Source organism: Clavibacter sp. AC415 (assembly GCF_979252985.1).
On record NZ_CEEDAR010000021.1, the window covers coordinates 38694 to 58778 of the forward strand.

12 protein-coding genes and 7 pseudogenes are annotated in these 20085 nt (G+C 72.5%); 8 read left to right on the forward strand and 11 right to left on the reverse strand.

Annotated elements, in window-relative coordinates:
- Positions 1 to 16: 16 nt before the first annotated feature.
- Complete coding sequence (gene sepH / locus ACZ411_RS14740) at positions 17 to 1231, reverse strand: septation protein SepH (protein ID WP_464171360.1); 1215 nt, start codon at positions 1229 to 1231, stop codon at positions 17 to 19.
- A 326-nt stretch (positions 1232 to 1557) separates the two neighbouring features.
- On the opposite strand from sepH, the gene ACZ411_RS14745 reads away from it, so the two are divergent.
- The gene (locus ACZ411_RS14745; RefSeq protein WP_012038342.1) at positions 1558 to 1851 is read left to right on the forward strand and encodes a DUF4193 domain-containing protein; all 294 of its coding nucleotides are present in this window, start codon (positions 1558 to 1560) and stop codon (positions 1849 to 1851) included.
- Between the two features lie 46 nt (positions 1852 to 1897).
- On the opposite strand, the gene ACZ411_RS14750 is transcribed toward ACZ411_RS14745, so the two are convergent.
- Positions 1898 to 2347, reverse strand: coding sequence for a DUF3093 domain-containing protein (locus ACZ411_RS14750; RefSeq protein WP_464171361.1), 450 nt, complete (start codon positions 2345 to 2347; stop codon positions 1898 to 1900).
- A gap of 38 nt (positions 2348 to 2385) precedes the next feature.
- Here ACZ411_RS14750 and dut point away from each other — a divergent pair, with 38 nt between their 5' ends.
- The 5 genes and pseudogenes from dut to dxs all read left to right on the forward strand — a co-directional run.
- Positions 2386 to 2856: a dUTP diphosphatase gene (dut, locus tag ACZ411_RS14755; RefSeq protein WP_464171362.1), complete on the forward strand. Its 471-nt coding sequence runs from the start codon at positions 2386 to 2388 to the stop codon at positions 2854 to 2856.
- Positions 2853 to 3546: pseudogene (locus tag ACZ411_RS14760) on the forward strand (DUF3710 domain-containing protein). The gene dut and the pseudogene ACZ411_RS14760 overlap by 4 nt, the downstream one beginning before the upstream one ends.
- A gap of 233 nt (positions 3547 to 3779) precedes the next feature.
- Positions 3780 to 4367 (forward strand): annotated as a pseudogene (locus tag ACZ411_RS14765) (DUF3159 domain-containing protein); the annotation flags it as partial.
- Between the two features lie 239 nt (positions 4368 to 4606).
- Positions 4607 to 7422 (forward strand): annotated as a pseudogene (acnA, locus tag ACZ411_RS14770) (aconitate hydratase AcnA).
- Positions 7423 to 7511: 89 nt separating this feature from the next.
- Positions 7512 to 9487, forward strand: a pseudogene (gene dxs, locus ACZ411_RS14775) (1-deoxy-D-xylulose-5-phosphate synthase); the annotation flags it as partial.
- A 76-nt stretch (positions 9488 to 9563) separates the two neighbouring features.
- On the opposite strand, the gene ACZ411_RS14780 reads toward dxs, so the two are convergent.
- The 9 genes and pseudogenes from ACZ411_RS14780 to ACZ411_RS14820 form a co-directional block, all read right to left on the reverse strand.
- A complete protein-coding gene (locus ACZ411_RS14780; RefSeq protein ID WP_464171380.1) occupies positions 9564 to 9797 on the reverse strand; it encodes a hypothetical protein in 234 nt (77 codons plus the stop codon).
- On the reverse strand, positions 9794 to 10183 hold the full coding sequence (locus tag ACZ411_RS14785; RefSeq protein WP_464171376.1) for a 3-hydroxyacyl-CoA dehydrogenase family protein: 390 nt from the start codon (positions 10181 to 10183) through the stop codon (positions 9794 to 9796). The genes ACZ411_RS14780 and ACZ411_RS14785 overlap by 4 nt, the downstream gene beginning before the upstream one ends.
- 91 nt (positions 10184 to 10274) lie before the next feature.
- A pseudogene (locus tag ACZ411_RS14790) lies at positions 10275 to 11780 on the reverse strand (3-hydroxyacyl-CoA dehydrogenase NAD-binding domain-containing protein); the annotation flags it as partial.
- Entirely contained in the window at positions 11699 to 12910 is a 1212-nt protein-coding gene (locus tag ACZ411_RS14795) for a thiolase family protein (RefSeq protein WP_094115864.1), read from the reverse strand. The gene ACZ411_RS14795 and the pseudogene ACZ411_RS14790, both read right to left, overlap by 82 nt.
- Positions 12911 to 12980: 70 nt before the next feature.
- Positions 12981 to 14461 (reverse strand): annotated as a pseudogene (locus tag ACZ411_RS14800) (ribonuclease D).
- Positions 14458 to 15054, reverse strand: a pseudogene (locus ACZ411_RS14805) (DUF3000 domain-containing protein). The pseudogenes ACZ411_RS14800 and ACZ411_RS14805 overlap by 4 nt, the downstream one beginning before the upstream one ends.
- Before the next feature lie 85 nt (positions 15055 to 15139).
- Entirely contained in the window at positions 15140 to 15886 is a 747-nt protein-coding gene (locus tag ACZ411_RS14810) for a dihydrofolate reductase family protein (protein ID WP_464171363.1), read from the reverse strand.
- A complete protein-coding gene (locus ACZ411_RS14815; RefSeq protein WP_464171364.1) occupies positions 15883 to 16323 on the reverse strand; it encodes a SufE family protein in 441 nt (146 codons plus the stop codon). Before ACZ411_RS14815 ends, ACZ411_RS14810 begins: the two co-directional genes overlap by 4 nt.
- Entirely contained in the window at positions 16320 to 17231 is a 912-nt protein-coding gene (locus tag ACZ411_RS14820) for a sulfurtransferase (protein WP_464171365.1), read from the reverse strand. Before ACZ411_RS14820 ends, ACZ411_RS14815 begins: the two co-directional genes overlap by 4 nt.
- A gap of 160 nt (positions 17232 to 17391) precedes the next feature.
- Here ACZ411_RS14820 and zapE point away from each other — a divergent pair, with 160 nt between their 5' ends.
- Entirely contained in the window at positions 17392 to 18456 is a 1065-nt protein-coding gene (gene zapE, locus ACZ411_RS14825; RefSeq protein ID WP_464171366.1) for a cell division protein ZapE, read from the forward strand.
- A gap of 263 nt (positions 18457 to 18719) precedes the next feature.
- Positions 18720 to 20006 (forward strand): ammonium transporter, encoded by a 1287-nt coding sequence (locus ACZ411_RS14830; protein WP_464171367.1) that lies wholly within the window; start codon positions 18720 to 18722, stop codon positions 20004 to 20006.
- Positions 20007 to 20085 lie beyond the last annotated feature (79 nt).

A 20085-nucleotide genomic window follows, 5' to 3' on the forward strand; every position in this document is an offset into this window, starting at 1 on the left:
ACCGGGTCACCCCGGCTCAGGCCAGGTGGTCGTCGTCGCTGCGCGCGCCGAACACGATCTCGTCCCAGCTCGGCATGGCCGTGCGGCCGCGGCGACCGGACGGCTTCGCGGACCCGCGGCCCTCGCCGGAGGCGGGCGTGCGCAGGCCCTCGTCGTCGGCGTCGTCGCGCGGGCGGTCGCGTCCCGATCCCGAGTCGACGCGGCCGATGCCGGGGATCACCGCGGAGCGCAGGGGAGGAGCCTGGCGCTGGCCGCCGCGCGGGCGGGACAGCGGCTCCTCGCGACGCGCGGCGGGAGCGGCGGGGGACGCCGCGGGGCCGTCGTCGACGGCGTCGTCGCCCTCGTCGTCGCGCGGCAGGGACTCCCGCTCGCCCCGTCGCCGACGCAGCGCCTCGAGGAGGTCGGCGGTCTCGTTGAGCTCCACCTGCGCGACGCGCGCCGGCTGCTGGCTGCCGGCGGGGTGGTTGCCCTGGCGGCCGAGGTGCGACACGGCCGCGCCCTCGTCGCGACGGGGTGCCGTCTCCCACGGCTGCGGCGCGGTGTCCTGGGTGGCGGAGGACGCGGGGTCGGGGAGGCGGAAGGCACCGCTGTCGAAGCGGGTGACGCCGTCCTCCTGGTGCGTGCCCGCGGCCTCGGGCGGCAGGGCGCGGAGGCGGGGGATGAGGGCGCCGCGGATCTCGCCCTGCTGCGAGAGCGTGATCGCCTCGTTGTTGGCGGGGGAGAGTGCGTGCTTCTTGGCGTCGTAGGACCACCGGGCGTCGTGGTCGATCTCCTCCGACGTGAAGGCCACCTTGACGAGCCATCCGCCGAGCTGCTCCTTCCAGCTGCTCCAGCGCACGTCCTGCGCGCCGAGCGACTCGAGGCGCTCCTCGATGACCTGCCCGAAGAGCGTGCCCTGGCCCATCGGGTCGACCTCGATGGCCGTGTGCACGGGAACCTTCATCGCGCTGCGCACCACGTGCTCGCGCTCCGCGACGACCGGTCCCTCGAACTTCCGGACGTAGTCGACGGACGCTCCGGTCTCCCGGGCGACGTCCTCGGCGCTCATGCCCTGGCGGATGAAGGACTGGATGATGCGCGGGGCGGCCTTGCGCGTCGTCGTCCCGGCGTCCGACTGGCGGCGCAGCGCCTGACGGAAGGAGTCGTCCATGACGAGGCGGTGCCGTTCACCGCCCGCGGTCTCGACGACGAGGGCGCCGTCCTCGACTCCGACGATTTTCAGATCCTGCATGGGTTCCACGCCTCTCGCGCTCACTGGACGATTCACGATGCCACGAGTCGGCCCCTCTTCCGGGGAATACGCGTGGCGCGCCGTGACTTGTGTCGGACGAGAGCGCCGGGAGGCGGGATCACGGCCTCCGGGCGCAGGTTGTTAGTGCGCGAACGGTGTACCGTGTGAGTCCGCATCTGCGGCCCGGGCACGGGCCGGTGCTCCGCATCGGAAACAGCCGGTCAGGCGCCTCGCGAGGGCCTCTGGAGCGGTTTGCTATCCGGATGCGATTCATGCAAACTGTGCCCGCCGATTCCGTTCGGCGGTTATTCGAGAAGTGGACAGGAATGGCAACTGATTACGACGCCCCGCGCAAGACGGAGGACGACTCCGACTCGATCGAGGCTCTCAAGGAGCGCGTCCCGGACCGCATGTCCGGGGTCGTGGACGTCGACGATGCCGACAACCCCGGGAGCTTCGACCTCGCCGGCGCCGACCTCTCCGACCTCGAGCTCGAGACGGTCGTGCTCCCGCCCCAGGCCGACGAGTTCACCTGCGTGAGCTGCTTCCTCGTGAAGCACCGTTCGCAGATCGACCACCAGGAGAAGCTCGGTCCCATCTGCCAGGAGTGCGCCGCCTAGAGCGACGCCGGGCGAGAGCCCCGGAGGCCCGACGCCTCCCCGCACGTCATGATCGCCGTGGTCCTCGGATCGCGGCGATCAGTCGTTCCGGGGACCTCGTCGAGACGAGCCAGTAGGGAGCGGGATCGGTCGGGTCCATCAGGGGCACGCGCACCACCGGATCCACCCACCCGCGGATGACGAGGTACGCCCGGGCATGCAGGCGGACGCCGCGCTCCGCCACCGCCTCCGCGCCGCGGAAGCCCTCGGGCTCGCCGAGCTGCGCGACGTCGATGGACGCGCGTCCGGCATGCAGGCGCCCGTCGACGACCTCGATCACCGGGCTCGTGAGCACGAGCGTCGCCGCGACGCCGGCGTAGAGGACGATCGCGACGACCACGCCGGCGAGGACGCTGATCGGCAGGAACACGAGCAGGCTCGCGGGGATGACGAGGGCGGTGGCGACGAAGAGCCAGGGAGCCGGCCACAGCCGCTCCCTGTAGGGGGACGCTTGCATGCGCCTATTCGATCAGATTCCTGCACTAGCCTCGGACCGTGCCCGATCCCGTCGACGTCCTCATCGCGGGCGACGCCCCGATCCCGGCCTACGCGCATCCCGGGGACGCCGGCGCGGACCTCACGAGCGCGGAGTCGATCCGCCTGGAGCCCGGTGAGCGGGCGACCGTGGACACCGGGGTGTCCATCGCCCTGCCGGACGGCTACGCCGCGTTCGTGCTGCCCCGGAGCGGCCTGGCAGCGCGCCACGGCATCACGATCGTGAACGCCCCCGGCACCATCGACGCGGGGTACCGCGGCGAGATCCGCGTGACGCTCCTCAACACCGACGCCCGGGCCGCGTACGATGTCGCGGTCGGCGACCGCATCGCGCAGGTCGTCGTCATGCCGGTCAGCCGGGTGCGCTTCGTGCCCGTCGAGAAGCTGCCCGGGAGCCACCGCGGCTCGGGGGGCTTCGGCTCCACGGGCACCGGCGCCCTCCCCGTCCGAGACCCAGGAGACCGAACATGAGCGACGAGAACGCGAACCAGCCGGACGACGCCGCCGTCACCGACGACGACGCCGAGCACGTGCAGGACGCCAAGTCCGCCCCCGACGACCGCGCCGACCAGGGGCCCCTGGACGAGACCGAGGCGAACCCCGTGCGGCCGTACGTCGACCTCGGCGGGATCAAGATCCTGCCGCGCGAGGGCCTGCACCTCCGCCTCGAGGTGGCGGAGGGCACGCAGCAGGTCGTCGCCGTCGGCCTCGACTACGCGGAGTCCAGCCTCCAGGTGCAGCCGTTCGCCGCGCCGCGCTCGAGCGGGCTGTGGCACGAGATCCGCACGACCATCGGCGAGCAGATCCAGCGGCAGGGCGGCACGACGCGCCTCGCCGACGGGCCGTTCGGCCCGGAGCTGCACGCCGTCATCCCCGTCGTGCAGCAGCCCGGCCAGCCCGCGGCAGCCACGCGCGACGCGCGCTTCATCGGCGTCGACGGTCCCCGCTGGTTCCTGCGCGGCGTGATCACCGGCCGCGCGGTGTCCGACCCCGATGCCGCCGCCGCCGTCGAGGACCTCTTCCGCAGCGTCGTGGTCGTGCGCGGCGCCTCCCCGATGCCCCGCGGACCTCATCCCGCTGAAGATGCCCGCCGCGCAGGTGGGCACCACCTCCGGTGCCGCTCCCGTCGGCGATGCCCCGGCCCCCGTCCTGGGCTCCTGAGCATGACGGGCGACGGCCCGACCGACCGGGATCCCGCGGGGCCCGACGCCGACGCCGACGGCGCGGCGCCTGGTCGTGATCACTCGGCGCCCGGGTCCGCGCCCCGGTCGCCGGCGGCGGGCGACGCCCTCGGCGCCAGCATGGCGCAGGCCGCCGAACGGGCGGGGCTCGGACAGGCGGCGCGCGGCGAGACGATGACCGCGGCGGCCCTGCTGCAGGCCATGGGCGGCATCCGCGGCGTGCTCGAGGCGATCGTGCCGGGCCTCCTGTTCCTCGTCGCCTTCACCGTCACGCGCGACATCGTCCTCTCGGTCGCGGTGCCGGTGGCGGTCGCGGTCGTCGCCGTCGTCGCCCGGCTCGTGCAGCGCTCCGCCGTCGCTCCCGCGGTGGGCGGGCTCGTCGGCATCGTCATCTCCGCGCTCCTCGCGCTCCGCTCGGGCGAGGGGCGCGACTTCTACGCGCTCGGCCTCTGGACGAACGGCGCGTACTTCGCGGTGCTGCTGGTCTCGGTCGTCGTCGGCTGGCCGCTCGTCGGCGTCGCGGTGGGCTTCCTCATGGGCGACGGGACGGCGTGGCGCGCGGACCGCAGGAAGGCGCGTGCGCTCCGGCTCCTCACCCTCGTCTGGGTCGGCTTCTTCGCGCTCCGTCTCGCGGTGCAGCTCCCGCTCTACCTCGCCGACTCCATCGACGCCCTGGGCGTCGCGCGCCTGGTCATGGGGACGCCGCTCTACGGCGTGCTCCTGGTGCTCTCGTGGCTGTTCGTCCGGGCGGTGTACGCGAAGGACCCCGCCGCGCCTCCGGCCGGTCCCTCCGCCGCCTGACGCGGCGCCTCGACTGCCGCCGGACCCGATGGCGGGTGCGTCGGCCGCGCGCCGGGCACGGGACCGTCGCGCCCGATGGTAGATTCATCTCGACGTCGAGATACATCGGCGACGTCCCCGCCCCGCGCCGGGCACCCCGTTCAGGGTCGCCTTACTGGACCCGGCCGCGGCGGGCGACCAAGATCGGATGACGGGCGGAATTCGAGTTCCGCGCCCATCCAGCGAGGGAAGAGGGCCACGTGTCTGCAATCAACAGCTTCGGCGCGAAGGACACACTCCGCGTCGGGGACACCGACTACGAGATCTACCGCATCGACACCGTGGCGGGCCACGAGCGCCTCCCGTTCAGCCTCAAGGTGCTGCTCGAGAACCTGCTCCGCACGGAGGACGGGAAGAACGTCACGGGGAGCCAGATCAGCGCCCTCGGCGACTGGGTGCCCGAGGCCGAGCCCGACACCGAGATCCAGTTCACGCCCGCGCGCGTCGTGATGCAGGACTTCACGGGCGTGCCCTGCATCGTCGACCTCGCCACCATGCGCGAGGCGGTCGGCGAGCTGGGCGGCGATCCCACCAAGATCAACCCGCTCGCGCCCGCCGAGCTGGTCATCGACCACTCCGTCATCGCCGATCTCTTCGGCTCCGAGGACGCGCTCGAGCGCAACGTCGACATCGAGTACGAGCGCAACGGCGAGCGGTACCAGTTCCTCCGCTGGGGCCAGACGGCGTTCGAGGACTTCAAGGTCGTCCCGCCGGGCACCGGCATCGTCCACCAGGTCAACATCGAGCACCTCGCCCGCGTCACCATGACGCGCGAGGTGGGCGGCGTCCTCCAGGCCTATCCCGACACCTGCGTCGGCACCGACTCGCACACCACCATGGTCAACGGCCTGGGCGTGCTGGGCTGGGGCGTCGGCGGCATCGAGGCCGAGGCGGCCATGCTCGGCCAGCCCGTCTCGATGCTCATCCCCAAGGTCGTCGGCTTCAAGCTGGCGGGCGAGATCCCCACGGGGGTCGCCGCGACCGACGTGGTGCTCACCATCACGCAGATGCTCCGCAAGCACGGCGTCGTCGGCAAGTTCGTCGAGTTCTACGGATCCGGCGTCGGCGCCGTCCCGCTCGCGAACCGGGCCACCATCGGCAACATGAGCCCCGAGTTCGGCTCGACGGCCGCGGTGTTCCCCATCGACGACGTGACGCTCGAGTACCTGCGCCTCACCGGCCGCAGCGAGGAGCAGGTCGCCCTCGTCGAGGCCTACGCCCAGGCGCAGGGCCTCTGGCACGACGCGTCCGTCGAGCCGTCGTTCAGCGAGTACCTCGAGCTCGACCTGTCCACGGTCGTCCCTTCAATCGCCGGCCCGAAGCGCCCCAGGACCGCATCGAGCTGACCGACGCGAAGTCGCAGTTCGAGCGCGACCTCAACGATTACGCGCAGGTCGACCACGACATCGTGGACCTCGCGTCGGCGATGAGCTTCCCCGCGTCCGACCCCGGGGAGCTGCAGCCCGAGGACGCGCACTCGACGCACGAGCACCACCACGCGTCGCAGAGCCCGACCTCCGTCACGAAGCCCACGCGCGTCACCCTCGAGGACGGCCGCGACTTCACGCTCGACCACGGCGCCGTCGCCATCGCGGCCATCACGTCGTGCACGAACACGTCGAACCCCTCGGTCATGCTCGCGGCGGGGCTCCTCGCGCGCAACGCCAGCAAGAAGGGCCTCAAGGCGAAGCCGTGGGTCAAGACGACGCTCGCGCCCGGCTCCAAGGTCGTCACCGACTACTACGAGAAGTCCGGCCTCACCACGTACCTCGAGGACCTCGGCTTCTACACGGTCGGCTACGGCTGCACCACCTGCATCGGCAACTCCGGCCCGCTGCTGGACGAGATCTCGACCGCGGTGCAGGACAACGACCTCGCCGTCACGGCCGTCCTCTCGGGCAACCGGAACTTCGAGGGCCGCATCAACCCCGACGTGAAGATGAACTACCTCGCGAGCCCGCCGCTCGTCATCGCGTACGCCCTGGCCGGGTCGATGAACTTCGACTTCGACTCCGACGCGCTCGGCACCGACACCGAGGGCAACGACGTGTTCCTCAAGGACATCTGGCCGGACGCCGACGAGGTCCAGTCGACCATCGACAGCTCGATCGACACCGGGATGTTCACGCACCAGTACGCGGGCGTCTTCGACGGCGACGAGCGCTGGCGCTCGCTCCCGACGCCCACGGGCGCGACGTTCGAGTGGGACGCCGAGTCCACGTACGTGCGGAAGCCCCCGTACTTCGAGGGGCTCACGATGGAGATCACGCCGGTCACCGACATCCAGGGCGCCCGCGTCCTCGCGAAGCTCGGCGACTCGGTCACGACCGACCACATCAGCCCCGCCGGCTCCATCAAGGCGGACAGCCCCGCGGGCCACTACCTCGACGAGCACGGCGTCGGCCGGAAGGACTACAACTCCTACGGCTCGCGTCGCGGCAACCACGAGGTCATGATCCGCGGCACGTTCGCGAAGACATCCGGCTCCGCAACCAGCTGCTCGACGGCGTGGAGGGCGGCTACACGCGCGACTTCGCCCAGGCCGACGGCCCGCAGTCGTTCATCTACGACGCGGCGCAGAACTACCAGGCCGCGGGCACCCCGCTCGTGATCCTCGGCGGCAAGGAGTACGGTTCCGGCTCGTCGCGCGACTGGGCGGCGAAGGGCACGAGCCTCCTCGGCGTCAAGGCGGTCATCACCGAGAGCTTCGAGCGCATCCACCGCTCCAACCTCATCGGCATGGGCGTCGTCCCGCTGCAGTTCCCCGCCGGCGAGACCTGGGACACCCTCGGCCTCGACGGCACCGAGGAGATCAGCATCCAGGGGCTCGAGGAGCTGAACCAGGGCACCACGCCCCGCACCGTGCGCGTCGTCGCCGCGCCCACCTCCGACTCGCCCGCGGGCAAGGAGACGGTGGAGTTCGACGCGGTCGTGCGCATCGACACCCCCGGCGAGGCGGACTACTACCGCAACGGCGGGATCCTGCGAGTACGTGCTGCGCAGCCTCGTCGCGTAACAGGAGGCTAGAGGAGGCCGGGCGACGACGCCCGGCCTCCTTCGTGCATGCAGGGCCCTGCGTACACTCGATGAGGCGGACGTCGCGACATGGCGTCCGAGGGAAGGCGGTCAGCATGGGAGATCCTGGAGACGATCACGGGACCCCGGGACCTCGACCGGCTGAGCCACGAGCAGATGCTCGAGCTCGCGGTGGAGATCCGGCAGTTCCTCGTCGCGGAGGTCTCCAAGACGGGCGGCCATCTCGGGCCGAACCTCGGCGTCGTGGAGACGACGCTCGCGATCCACCGCGTCTTCGACTCGCCCCGCGACCCCATCGTCTTCGACACCGGCCACCAGTCGTACGTCCACAAGCTGCTCACCGGGCGGCAGGACTTCTCGCGGCTCCGCGAGTCCGGCGGGCTCGCCGGCTACCCGCAGCGCGCCGAGTCCGAGCACGACATCGTGGAGAGCTCGCACGCGTCGAGCTCGCTGAGCTGGGCGGACGGGATCTCCCGCGCCTTCGGCATCACCGGCCAGACCGACCGCCATGTCGTCGCGGTCGTGGGCGACGGCGCCCTCACCGGCGGCATGACGTGGGAGGCGCTGAACAACATCTCCGACGACAACACGCGGAAGCTGATCATCGTCGTCAACGACAACGGCCGCTCCTACGCGCCGACCATCGGAGGCATGGCGCGGTTCCTCAACACCGTGCGGACGCGGCGCACCTACCGCGGGCTCTACGAGACCAGCCAGCGCGTCTTCGGCGTGTTCGGGGCGCCCGGGGACAGCCTGCTACCGCGGGCTGCGCGGCGGTCTGCACGGGTTCCTCACCCGCGTCACCGACAACGAGGCGCTGTACTCGAACCTCGACATCAAGTACCTGGGGCCCATCGACGGCCACGACCAGCAGGCCATGGAGGAGGCGCTCCGAGCAGGCGCGCGACTACGGGGCCCCCGTCATCGTGCACGCCATCGCCGAGAAGGGCCGGGGCTACGAGCCGGCCCGTCGCGACGTCGCGGACCAGTTCCACGCGGTCGGCCAGATCGACCCCGAGACGGGCGAGCCGATCGACCCGTCGCAGGCGGTGAGCTGGACCAGCGTCTTCGCCGACGAGATCCTCGCCCTCGCCGACGAGGATCCGCGCATCGTGGGCATCACCGCGGCGATGCTGCGGCCCGTGGGCCTCCACCGCTTCGCCGAGAAGCACCCCGACCGCGTGCACGACGTGGGCATCGCCGAGCAGCACGCCGTGACGAGCGCAGCCGGCCTCGCGTACGGCGGCCTGCACCCCGTGGTCGCCCTCTACGCGACCTTCGTCAACCGCGCCTTCGACCAGGTGCTCATGGACGTGGCGCTGCACCGGGCGGGCGTGACCTTCGTGCTCGACCGGGCGGGCGTCACCGGGCCGGACGGTCCCAGCCACCACGGCATGTGGGACCTGGCGCTGCTGCAGATCGTGCCGCACATCCGGCTCAGCGCGCCGCGCGACGCCACGCGCCTCCGCGAGGAGCTGGGCCGAGGCCGTGAAGGTCGACGACGCGCCCACCGTCGTGCGCTTCTCCAAGGGCAGCGTGGGCGACGAGATCGAGGCCGTCCGCCGTCTCGACGACGGCGTCGACGTGCTCTACGCCGCGGATGCGCAAGACGTGCTGATCGTCACCGTCGGGCCGATGGCGTCCATGGGCATCGAGGTCGCCGAGCGGCTCGCGGCCCAGGGCATCGGTGCCACGGTCGTCGATCCGCGCTGGGTCGTGCCCGTGCCGCGCAGCGTCGTGGAGCTCGGCGGCACGCACCGTCTGGTCGTGACCATCGAGGACGGCGTCGTCGTCGGCGGCATCGGCGCCGGGATCCAGGCAGGACCTCCGCGAGGCGGGCATCGACACGGGGGTGACCGAGCTGGGTCTGCCGGACGAGTTCCTCGGCCACGGCACGCGCTCGGAGATCCTCGAGCGCGTGGGCCTTCAGCCCGCAGCACATCGCGCGCGACGTGGTCGCCCAGGTGCTCGGCAGCCGCGTTCCGTCGGCGCGGCCCCTTCCCGCGGAGCGGGGAGCGCGTCTCCATCCCCGGCGAGGACGACGAGCAGGCCTGACGCACGCCGCTCGCGGAGGAGGGCCCGGTCGCGATGCGGCCGGGCCCTCCTCGTCGTGCGGCGCTGCTACGCCACGCCGCGGATGGGCGGGTGGTGGAACGTGTCGCCGAACGCGCGCTCGCTCGCTCCGACGCGGTCCAGGTAGGGGGTCAGCCCACCCATCTGGAACGGGTATCCGGCGCCGAGGATGAGGCAGAGGTCGATGTCCTCCGCCGCGTGCACGACGTCGTCCTCCAGCATGCGGCGCACCTCATCGGCGAGGCCCGTCTCGACGCGCTCCCGGATCTGGTCGGCCGTCATCGGATCAGGTGCCGCCCTTCACGATCCGCAGCGCCTCCTTGTCGAAGCCCGTCGGGCGGCCCTTGGAGTCCCGCGAGTAGATGCGCCCGAGGTCCGCGAGCCAGGCGGAGGCTCGAGGACTCTGGAAGAAGCGGATCCGGGAACGCCGCGTGGTGCGTGTCCAGCACGTGGGCGCCGACCTTGAGCCCCACGAGCTCGAGCAGCTCGAACGGCGTCATCGGCAGGCCGAACGGCGCGAGCGAGCGGTCGACGACCTCGAACGGGGTGCCCGTGTCCACCGCGTGCATCGCCTCGCCGAGGACCTTGGCGAGGATCCGGTTCACGACGAAGCCCGGGGTGTCGCGGGTGATGACCGCGTTCTTCTTGAGCTTCCGCGCGACCTGCATAGCGGTGGACAGCGCCTCGTCGGTGGTGTGCGGCGTCCCGCACGACCTCGATGAGCGGCATCACGGCGACGGGGTTGAAGAAGTGGAACCCCACGACGCGCTCCGGGTGCGCGAGGCGCTCGGCGATGCGCTCCACCGACAGGCTCGAGGTGTTCGTGGCGAGGATCGCCGTCTCGGAGACGTGCTGCTCGATCTCCGCGAACACCGCCTGCTTCACGCCCAGCTCCTCGAACACGGCCTCGATGACCCCAGTCCGCGTCGGCGAAGTCGGCCTTGTCGGTCGTGCCCGTGACGAGGGCGGTGAGCCGGTTGGCCTCGTCGGGGGAGATGCGCCCCTTTTCTCGGCGAGCTTGCGGATCTCGCCGTGGATGCCGGCGACGCCCGCATCCACCCGCGCCTGGTCGAGGTCGGTGATGACCACCGGCACCTGGAGGCGGCGCACGAACAGGAGCGCGAACTGCGATGCCATGAGCCCGGCGCCGACGACCCCCACCTTCGTGACGGGACGGGCGAGATCCTTGTCCGGAGCTCCCGCCGGGCGCTTGGCGCGCTTCTGCACCAGGTCGAACGCGTAGATGCTCGCCCGGAACTGGTCACCCGAGATGAGGTCGGCGAGGGCCTCGTCCTCCGCGGCGAAGCCCTCCTCGCGGGTGCTGCCCTTCGCCGCCTTCAGCAGGTCGAGCGCGCGGTACGGCGACTGCGCGACCGTGCCGATGCGCTGCTCGAGGGACTTGCGGGCGATGCCGATGGCGACGTCCCACTTGGCCAGGCGCTCGAGCCGGCCGGGCGCGTTCGGGCGCTTCACCTCGACGGCGCCGGAGATGACGCCGTCGGCCCACCGGATCGACTGCTCCAGGAACGACGCCGAGGGGAAGGACGCGTCGGCGATGCCGAGCTCCATCACTTCGGCCGCCTTCAGGGTGCGGTTGTTCTTCAGCGGGTTCTCGATGATGACCTTGAGGGCGTTCTCGATGCCGATGAGGTTCGGGAGCAGCCAGGCGCCGCCCCAGCCGGGGATGATCCCGAGGAACACCTCGGGGAGCGCGACGGCCGGCACGGACGCGTCGACCGTGCGGTAGTCGGAGTTCAACCCGATCTCCAGGCCGCCGCCGAGCGCCAGCCCGTTGATGAACGTGAACGACGGCACGCCGAGGCGGTGGAGCCGCCCGAGCGTGTCGTGGCCGAGCTGCGCCATCTGCCGGCCCACCTCGCGGCTCGGGATCTCGCCCACCTTGCTGAGGTCGGCGCCGGCGGCGAGGATGAACGGCTTACCCGTGATCGCCACCCCGGCGATCTCGCCCCGGGCGGCGCGGCCGGCGAGCCCGTCGAGCGCCTCCGCGAGCTCCAGCAGGGTCGCGGGACCCAGCGTCGAGGGCCGCGTGTGGTCGCGCCCGTTGTCGAGCGTGACGAGCGCGAGGACGCCGCCGGAGGGCAGCGGCACGTCGCGGACGTGCGAGTGCGTGACGACCTCGTCGGGATCGAGCGCCACGAGCTCCCGGAAGCGGCTGGTGTCGGTCACTTGTTCCTCTTCTTCCTCTTGCCGGTGAAGTGCGGGTTCTCCCAGATGACGCTGCCGCCCTGGCCGAGGCCGACGCACATGGCGGTGAGGCCGTAGCGGACCTCGGGGTGCTGCTCGAACTGGCGCGCGAGCTGGTTCATGAGCCGAACGCCGCTCGACGCGAGCGGGTGGCCGACGGCGATCGCGCCGCCGTACTCGTTCACGCGCGGGTCGGCGTCGTCGATGCCGAAGTGGTCGAGGAGGCTGAGCACCTGGATGGCGAACGCCTCGTTGAGCTCGAACAGCCCGATGTCGTCGATGGTCAGCCCGGCCTTGCGCAGCGCCTTCTCCGTGCTCGGGACGGGCCCGATGCCCATGATCTCCGGCTCGACGCCCGCGAAGGCGAACGACACCAGCGTCATCTTCGGCGCGAGCCCGAGCTCCTTCACCGCGTCGCCGCTCGCGAGCAGCGCCGCGGTGGCGCCGTCGTTCAGTCCCGACGAGTTGCCGGCCGTCACGCGCCCGTGGGGGCGGAACGGGGTGCGCAGCCCGGCGAGGCCCTCGAGCGTCGTCTCGGGCCGCATGGCCTCGTCGCGGGTCGCGAGGCCCCAGCCGTCGTCGTTCCGCGTGGCGACGGGCACGAGGTCCGGCTGGATGTGCCCCGCGGCGTAGGCGAGCGCCGTCTTCTGCTGGCTGGCCAGGGCGTACCTGTCTGCGCGCTCACGGGTGAGGGACGGGAAGCGGTCGTGGATGCGCTCCGCCGTGCGGCCCATGTTGAGGGCGTCCTCGCTCACCAGGCGCTCGGCGAGGAACCGCGGGTTCGGATCCGCGTCGAAGCCCATCGGGTGGCGGCCCATGTGCTCGACCCCGCCCGCGATGGCGAGGTCGTACGCGCCGAACGCGATGCCGCCCGCGGTGGCCGTGACGCTCGTCATGGCGCCGGCGCACATGCGGTCGATGGCGTAGCCCGGGACGGAGCGGGGGAGACCCGCCAGCAGCGCGGCGGTGCGGCCGAGGGTGAGGCCCTGGTCGCCCGTCTGGGTCGTGGCCGCGATGGCGACCTCGTCGATCCGGTCCTTCGGCACCTGCGGGTTCCGCTCCAGCAACCCGATCATGGCCTTGACCACCAGGTCGTCGGCGCGGGTCCGCCAGTACATGCCCTTCTCACCCGCTCGTCCGAACGGGGTGCGGACCCCGTCCACGAAATGGACTTCGGCTCTCTCGACCACTGACGCCTCCTCGCATCGATTTCCCCACCCTAGGGAGAGGCCGGTGGGGAGCCGAATCCGTTGACTGTTCCTACGAGGCCCCGTCGTCCGTCGCGTCGTCGGCTTGGTCGGCATCCACAAAGGCGGAGGCGACCGCGGCGGCCGTCGCCTCGATCTGCCAGGGCCGCGCGCCCCACGACTCGAGCGCCGTCGCCACGGAGGCGGGAGCGAGGTCGGCGGGCGGCGTCCACGCGACGCGGCGCAGCACCTCGGGCGTCAGCACGTTCTCCTGGGGGACGCCCATCGCGGTCGCGACCTCCTGCACGGCGACGCGGGCGCGCTTGAGGCGCCGGTCGGCCGCGGGGTCCTTGTCGGCCCAGGCCTTCGGCGGCGGCATCGACTCGCCCGTGCCGCGCAGCTGCGGGAACTCGGTGGCGGCGAGGCCCCGCTCGACGGCGGCCCACCAGCGGTCGATCTCGCTCCGGCTCGCGCGGCCCGAGAACTCGCGCACGGCGGCGAGGTCGCGCTTGGACTGCGGCAGGACGCGCGCCACGGCGACGAGGGACCCGTCGGGGACCAGGCGGCCGGGGCTGGTGTCGACCTCGCGCGCGTACGCGTCGCGGGCCTCCCACAGCTCCTTGGCGACGGCCAGGTTGCGACCGCCGCGGATCCCGTGCAGGCCGCTGAGGCGGCGCCACGGCTCGACCCGGGCGGGCTTGGCCTCCTTGGCGATGGTCGCCTGGAACTCCTGCTCGGCGATGGCCGTCTTGCCCTGCTCCTCGAGGCGGCGGGCGATCTCGTCGCGCACGTCCACGAGCAGCTCCACGTCGAGCGCGGCGTACACGAGCCATGCCCGCGGGAGCGGGCGGGTCGACCGTCGGCCGCGGAGTGCTCCTTCGCCAGGTGGATCCCGAGCAGCTCCTCGACGACCGTGCCGAGGCCGACGCGGGGCAGGCCGAGCAGGCGGGAGGCGAGCTCGGTGTCGAAGATGCGCCGGGGGTCGAGGCCGACCTCCCGGAGGCAGGCGAGGTCCTGGCTGGCCGCGTGCAGGACCCACTCCACGTCGCGGATGACCTCGTCGAGCTCGGAGAAGCCGCCGACGGCGGGCGGGTCGAACAGGAAGGTGCCCGCGCCGCGACGGAACACCTGGATGAGGTAGGCGCGCTGGCTGTAGCGGAAGCCGGACGCCCGCTCGGCGTCGACGGCGATGGGACCGGTGCCCTGGGCGATGGCCTCGACGGCGCGCAGGTACTCCTCGCGCGTGTCGATGACGGTGAGGTCGCCGGTGGCCGCCGCCTCGCGCAGCGGCGCGCGTCCGTCCGCGGGCTCCGCAGCGGGAGACGGCTCCGGTGCCGTCGCCGGCGCCTGCGCTCGGGCGACGGGGTCCGGGACGATCGGCGCCTCCGGACGCCGTGCGCGGGGGCGCGTCCGGGCGACGACCGCGTCGGTGGCGGTGGATCCCGGGACGTCGGAGAACAGCGAGGCGCCCATGGCCGGGCGGCCGAGCCGGGGTGCGGCCGCCGGGGATGCGGGGGTCGCGTCGGGGTCGGGGGTGTCGGACGGGGCGTTCACGTCCGGGTGCGTCGCGCTGATAGCAGTGTCACTCCTTCGCCCGCGGGAGGCAGTCCGGCGAGCATGCACAGTAGTTCCCCCCAGCCTTCCACATGGGCGGTCACGTCGCTGTCCGCCGGGGTCCAGGAGGCCCGGAGCTCGATCTTGGCGCCGCTGCCCTGCCGGGCCAGCTCGCCGTAGCCGGTGGAGATGATGCGCGTCGCCGTCCCCGACGGCGCGGAGTACCGGGCGCCGCGCGATGCCAGGCCGTCCACGAGCCAGGAGCCAGGCGACGTCCGCGAGGAACGGGTCGGTGCCCATGTCGGTCTCCAGCGGCGCCTGGGCGAAGCAGACGATGCGGAAGGCGCCGCCCCAGGCGTCCGGCTCCTCCGGGTCGTGCAGCAGGATGAACCGGCCCGTGCCGAGCTCGGAGTCGGCGGCATGCCCGAGGGGGACACGTCGGCGGCCAGCGCCACGGCGTACGGGGCCAGCCCGCCGGCGGGCGAGGGGATCTCGGTGAGCACCAGCTCGGACCGGGTGGTCGCGCGCCGGAGCGCGTCGAGCGCCGCGCGGAACTCGGGCGGATCCTCGGCGCTGTCACGGGTGTCTACCACGGGGGCAGACTCGGTCCGCCGTCCCGGCGGCCAGGAGCCACGCCGGAGGCGCGACCGGCCGCCGATCCCGCCAGCGACCAGGGGATCAGCCGCGGGCGACGCTCCAGCGGGCGTAGGTGCGGTGGTCGTCGTCCACGAGGAGCTGCGCGAGGCGCATCCGCGCGTCCACGCCGGAGCCGGCGGGGACGAGCGGGATGCGCGGGGTGACGAGCTCCGGGGACGTGGTCAGGCACAGCTCGTCCACGCGGCCCGCCGTCAGCAATGCGGCGGCGAGGGCGGGTCCGCCCTCGCAGACGACGCTCGTCAGGCCGAGGCCACGGAGCGCGTCGACGACGTCGTCGCCCCCGAGGCGCCCGTCCGCCGCGGCGCCGAGGGGCACGGGTACGAGCTCCGCGGGGACGCCCGCGAGCGTCGCGAGGGCGCGATCGCGCGCCTCGGGCGGGCACAGCACCACGAGCCGGCCGTCGGCCTGCGCGGGGTCGAAGCGGTGGCCGGAGAGGTCGCCCGAGGACGTGGCGACCGCCAGCGGCGTGCGCCGGGGGAGCACGTACCGCTCCGTGCGGACGGTGCCGGCGCCGACGAGGACCACGTCCGCGAGCTCGCGGACGACCCCGAGGATCCGGCGGTCGACGACGCTGCTGAGGCTGTCGGAGGACCCGTCGGCTCCGATGACGCTCCCGTCGACGGACGCGACGAAGTTCAGGCGCACGTGCTCGACGGAGGCCGGGCGGTAGAGGCCCTCGAGCCAGTCGCGCGTGCCCTCGTCGTCGAGCCCGCGAGGACCCGGGTCCTCGCCCGGTCCCGCGACGGGCAGGACCCGCGTGATCCTCACCCCGCGAGCCGCTCGCGCACCTGGCGCTTCACGCGGCCGAGCATCGCGGTCATGCCGCGCATGCGCAGCGGCGACACCGCCGCGTCCAGCCCGATCGTGGACGGGTAGTCGTCGGGGACCGCCAGCACCTCCTCGGCCCGGAGCCCCTCGAGGCCCTGGGCGAGGATGGACGCGAAGCCCCGGCTCGTCGGCGCCTCGGCGGGCGCCTGGGCGTGGACGTGCACGTCGCCGTCGACGACCTCCACGAACATGAACACCGGCGACTGGCACTCCTCCACCCGCTCCAGCAGGTCCGGGTGCTCGGCGTAGCGCTCGGGCAGGGCCGGGAGCTCGTTGCTGAAGTCGAGCAGCAGGAGGAGCCGGTCACGCTGCCCGAGCGCGAGGAAGTCGTCCCGGATCTCGGCGAGCGCGGCGGGCAGCGCGGGGGAGCCGGTCATCGGGAGGGCAGCTCCCCGGGCTCGGCGCCCTGCACGATGGGGACGCGCACGGCGGAGCCCCGCTCGGTCCAGGACCCGTCGTAGTTGCGGACGCCGTCGAAGCCGAGGAGGTGCGTGAGCACGAACCACGTGTGGCTCGAGCGCTCGCCGATGCGGCAGAGGACCACCACGTCGTCGCCGTCGCCGAGGCCGGCGCCCTCGCGGTAGACGGCGTCGAGCTCGGCGCGGGTCCGGAACGAGCCGTCCTCGGCCGCCGCCTTCGCCCAGGGGACGTTGCGGGAGGTGGGGATGTGGCCCGCGCGGAGCGCGCCCTCCTCCGGGTAGGCCGGCGCCGTCGTGCGCTGGCCCGTGTACTCCTCGGGGCTGCGGACGTCGATCAGCGGGTTGCCCAGGTGCGCGAGCACGTCGTCCTTGTACGCGCGGATCTCCTCGTCGCGGCGCTCCACCACGGGGTACTCCACGGGGGCGACCTCGGTGGCGTCGGTGGTGAGCGGTCGACCCTCGGCGACCCACTTGTCGCGCCCGCCGTCGAGCAGGCGCACGTCCTCGTGGCCGAACAGCGTGAACACCCAGAGCGCGTAGGCGGCCCACCAGTTGCTCTTGTCCCCGTAGATGACGACGGTGCTGTCGCGCGAGATGCCGCGCTCCGACATGAGCTCGGCGAACCGCTCGCCGTCGACGTAGTCGCGCTGCACCGGGTCGTTGAGGTCCGTGTGCCAGTCGACCTTGACGGCGCCGGGGATGTGGCCCGTCTCGTACAGCAGCACGTCCTCGTCCGACTCGACGACCACGAGGCCCGGGGTCAGGGCTCCGTCGGCGAGGCGCTCCTGGAGCCAGTCGCCGCTGACGAGGCGCTCCGGGTGGGCGTACTCGGCGAACCTGGGGGTGGTGTCCGGCTCGACGGCCATGGGGCTCTCCTTGATCTCGCGGCCGCGGGGGCCGCGCTCGGTGGGACGCGGTCTAGTCTGGTGGGTGTTCCGCGGGCGCCCAGGGCACCGCGTCGACCACCATCCACGGTAACGGTTCGCGCTGCGCGGGACCTTCCCGATGACAGCCGGAGACCCACCTGTGACGAACGCCGACATCGGATCGCGGAGCCACGACGCGCAGGGCGCGGGGGTGGGCGCGCTCGTCGGCCGCTCGCCGAGCATCACGGGCGAGGAGATCGCCGCGCACCTCGTGCCGCCGCGGCAGTTCGACGAGGCCCGCTTCGACACCTACCGGCCGGACCCCGAGTACGACACGCAGGCGCAGGCGGTCGAGGTGCTCCGCGCGTTCTCCGGCGACCGCGCCGGGTCCCGCGGCGGGCTCTTCTCCCGCCGGAAGGCGCCCGCGCCGAAGCCCGGCGTGTACCTCGACGGCGGGTTCGGCGTCGGCAAGACCCACCTGCTCGCGTCGCTCTGGCACGCCATGCCGGGACCCAAGTACTTCGGCACCTTCATCGAGTACACCGCGCTCGTCGGGGCGCTCGGCTACCAGGGCGCCGTCGGGATCCTCCGCGGGGCGACGCTCGTGGCGATCGACGAGTTCGAGCTCGACGACCCGGGCGACACCATGATGATGACGCGCCTGCTCTCGGACCTCGTCCAGACGGGCACGCGCATCGCGGCGACGAGCAACACCCCGCCGAACGCCCTGGGGGAGGGCCGCTTCGCCGCCGCCGACTTCCTGCGCGAGATCCAGGCCATGAGCGACCGGTTCGACACGATCCGCATCGACGGCCTCGACTACCGCCGTCGCGCCTTCGAGGGCCACGCCGTCACGGTCGAGGCCCACGACCTCGACGCGCGCGCCGACGCGGCGCGACAGGGCGGGGCGGCCGTCACCCTCGACGGCTTCCCCGAGCTCGTCGCGCACCTGGCGCGGCTGCACCCCTCCAAGTACGTCAAGGTCATCGAGGGCGTCGACGTCATCGCGCTCCGCGACGTGACCCAGCTGCAGGGGCAGACGGACGCGCTCCGCTTCGTCGCGTTCGTCGACCGCGTGTACGACGCCCAGATCCCGCTGCTGGCGTCCGGCACGCCGTTCGACGAGGCGTTCTCGGCGGAGATGCTGGCGGGCGGATACCGCGAGAAGTACCTCCGCGCCATCTCCCGGCTCATCTCGCTCACCGCCGCCGGGCGCGACGCGTAGCCGTCCCCGCATAGCCCACCGGGCTCCGGCGCAGCTGGGCCGGCGGCACCGTCGAGCATCCCCGACGGGTCCGGAAACACGATGTTCACACGCGCGGTGCCCGTGTAACGCGCCCGAAACACGTCCGGCGAGCCCGTGAAACCTCGCCCGGACACTGGATGCGTACCCGGCACCCGGCTCTCGCCGAACCCCCCGACCACACGGGCGGCGTCCCGCCTCCAGTCCGGTGCGACCCCTGCACGATCTACGAGAGGTGAAACACCATGGATCAAGGCAACACCGCCTTCCTCCTGATCGCCGCGGCGCTGGTCCTCCTGATGACGCCGGGTCTGGCGTTCTTCTACGGCGGGCTCGTCAAGGCCAAGAGCGTCATCAGCATGATGATGATGAGCTTCGGGGCCATGGGCCTCATCGGGCTCCTCTGGGTGCTCTACGGCTACGCGGTCACGTTCGGGAACGGACCGGACGGCGCCGCGGGCAACCCGCGCTTCGTCGGCATCGACGGCATCCTCGGCGTCGACCTCGGCCAGCTCGGCCTCGGCGACGCCTACACGGCGGCCCTCGGCGAGCAGACGAGCGCCTACCCGACGCTCGCCTTCGCCGCGTTCCAGGCGACGTTCGCGATCATCACCGTGGCCCTCATCTCCGGCGCCATCGCCGACCGCGCCAAGTTCGGCGCGTGGATGGTGTTCGCCGGCGTCTGGGCGACGATCGTCTACTTCCCGGTCGCGAGCTGGGTCTTCAACTTCACGATCGCCGACGGCTCGACCGTCGACGGCGGCTGGATCGCCTACAACGTCGGCGCCATCGACTTCGCCGGCGGCACGGCCGTCCACATCAACGCGGGTGCCGCGGCCCTCGCCCTGTCGCTCGTCCTCGGCAAGCGCGTCGGGTTCGCCAAGGGCATGCACGTGCCGCACAACCCGCCGTTCGTGCTCCTCGGCGCCGGACTCCTGTGGTTCGGCTGGTTCGGCTTCAACGCCGGCTCGGAGCTCGCCGCGGACGGCATCGCGGCCATCGCGTTCCTCAACACCATCGCCGCTCCCGCCGCCGCGATCCTCGGCTGGCTCGTCGTCGAGAAGATCCGCGACGGCAAGCCCACCTCGGTGGGCGCCGCATCCGGTGCCGTCGCGGGCCTCGTCGCCATCACCCCGGCGTGCGCCGCCCTCTCGCCGATCTGGGCCATCGTCCTCGGCATCGTCGCCGGCGCCGTCTGCGCCGTCGCGATCGAGCTGAAGTTCAAGCTCGGCTTCGACGACTCGCTCGACGTGGTGGGCATCCACCTCATCGGCGGCCTCATCGGCACGCTGTACATCGGGCTCTTCGCCACCGACGTCGGCCTCATCTACTCGGGCTCGCTCGAGCAGCTCGGCAAGCAGGCCCTCGCCGCGTTCGCGGTGCTGATCTACTCCTTCGTCCTCTCGTACGTCATCGGCACGATCATCCAGAAGACCATGGGCTTCCGGGTGAAGAACGAGGACGAGATCGCCGGCATCGACACGATCGTCCACGGCGAGGAGGGCTACGTGCTGGAGACCTCCGGCCGCTGACCCGCACCACCGGTCGACCACGACGGGCGCCGCACCTCGCGAGAGGGCGGCGCCCGTCCGTCGTCAGCGGGAGAATCGC

What these genes read in the sequence shown, in the direction of transcription:
- ACZ411_RS14785 (WP_464171376.1), bottom strand. Translation starts at nt 10,183, where the DNA reads ATGCAGGTCGCGCGGAAGCTCAAGAAGAACGCGGTCATCACCCGCGAC.
- ACZ411_RS14745 (WP_012038342.1), top strand. Translation starts at nt 1,558, where the DNA reads ATGGCAACTGATTACGACGCCCCGCGCAAGACGGAGGACGACTCCGAC.
- ACZ411_RS14815 (WP_464171364.1), bottom strand. Translation starts at nt 16,323, where the DNA reads ATGACCGGCTCCCCCGCGCTGCCCGCCGCGCTCGCCGAGATCCGGGAC.
- ACZ411_RS14780 (WP_464171380.1), bottom strand. Translation starts at nt 9,797, where the DNA reads ATGACGGCCGACCAGATCCGGGAGCGCGTCGAGACGGGCCTCGCCGAT.
- ACZ411_RS14820 (WP_464171365.1), bottom strand. Translation starts at nt 17,231, where the DNA reads ATGGCCGTCGAGCCGGACACCACCCCCAGGTTCGCCGAGTACGCCCAC.
- sepH (WP_464171360.1), bottom strand. Translation starts at nt 1,231, where the DNA reads ATGCAGGATCTGAAAATCGTCGGAGTCGAGGACGGCGCCCTCGTCGTC.
- ACZ411_RS14830 (WP_464171367.1), top strand. Translation starts at nt 18,720, where the DNA reads ATGGATCAAGGCAACACCGCCTTCCTCCTGATCGCCGCGGCGCTGGTC.
- ACZ411_RS14750 (WP_464171361.1), bottom strand. Translation starts at nt 2,347, where the DNA reads ATGCAAGCGTCCCCCTACAGGGAGCGGCTGTGGCCGGCTCCCTGGCTC.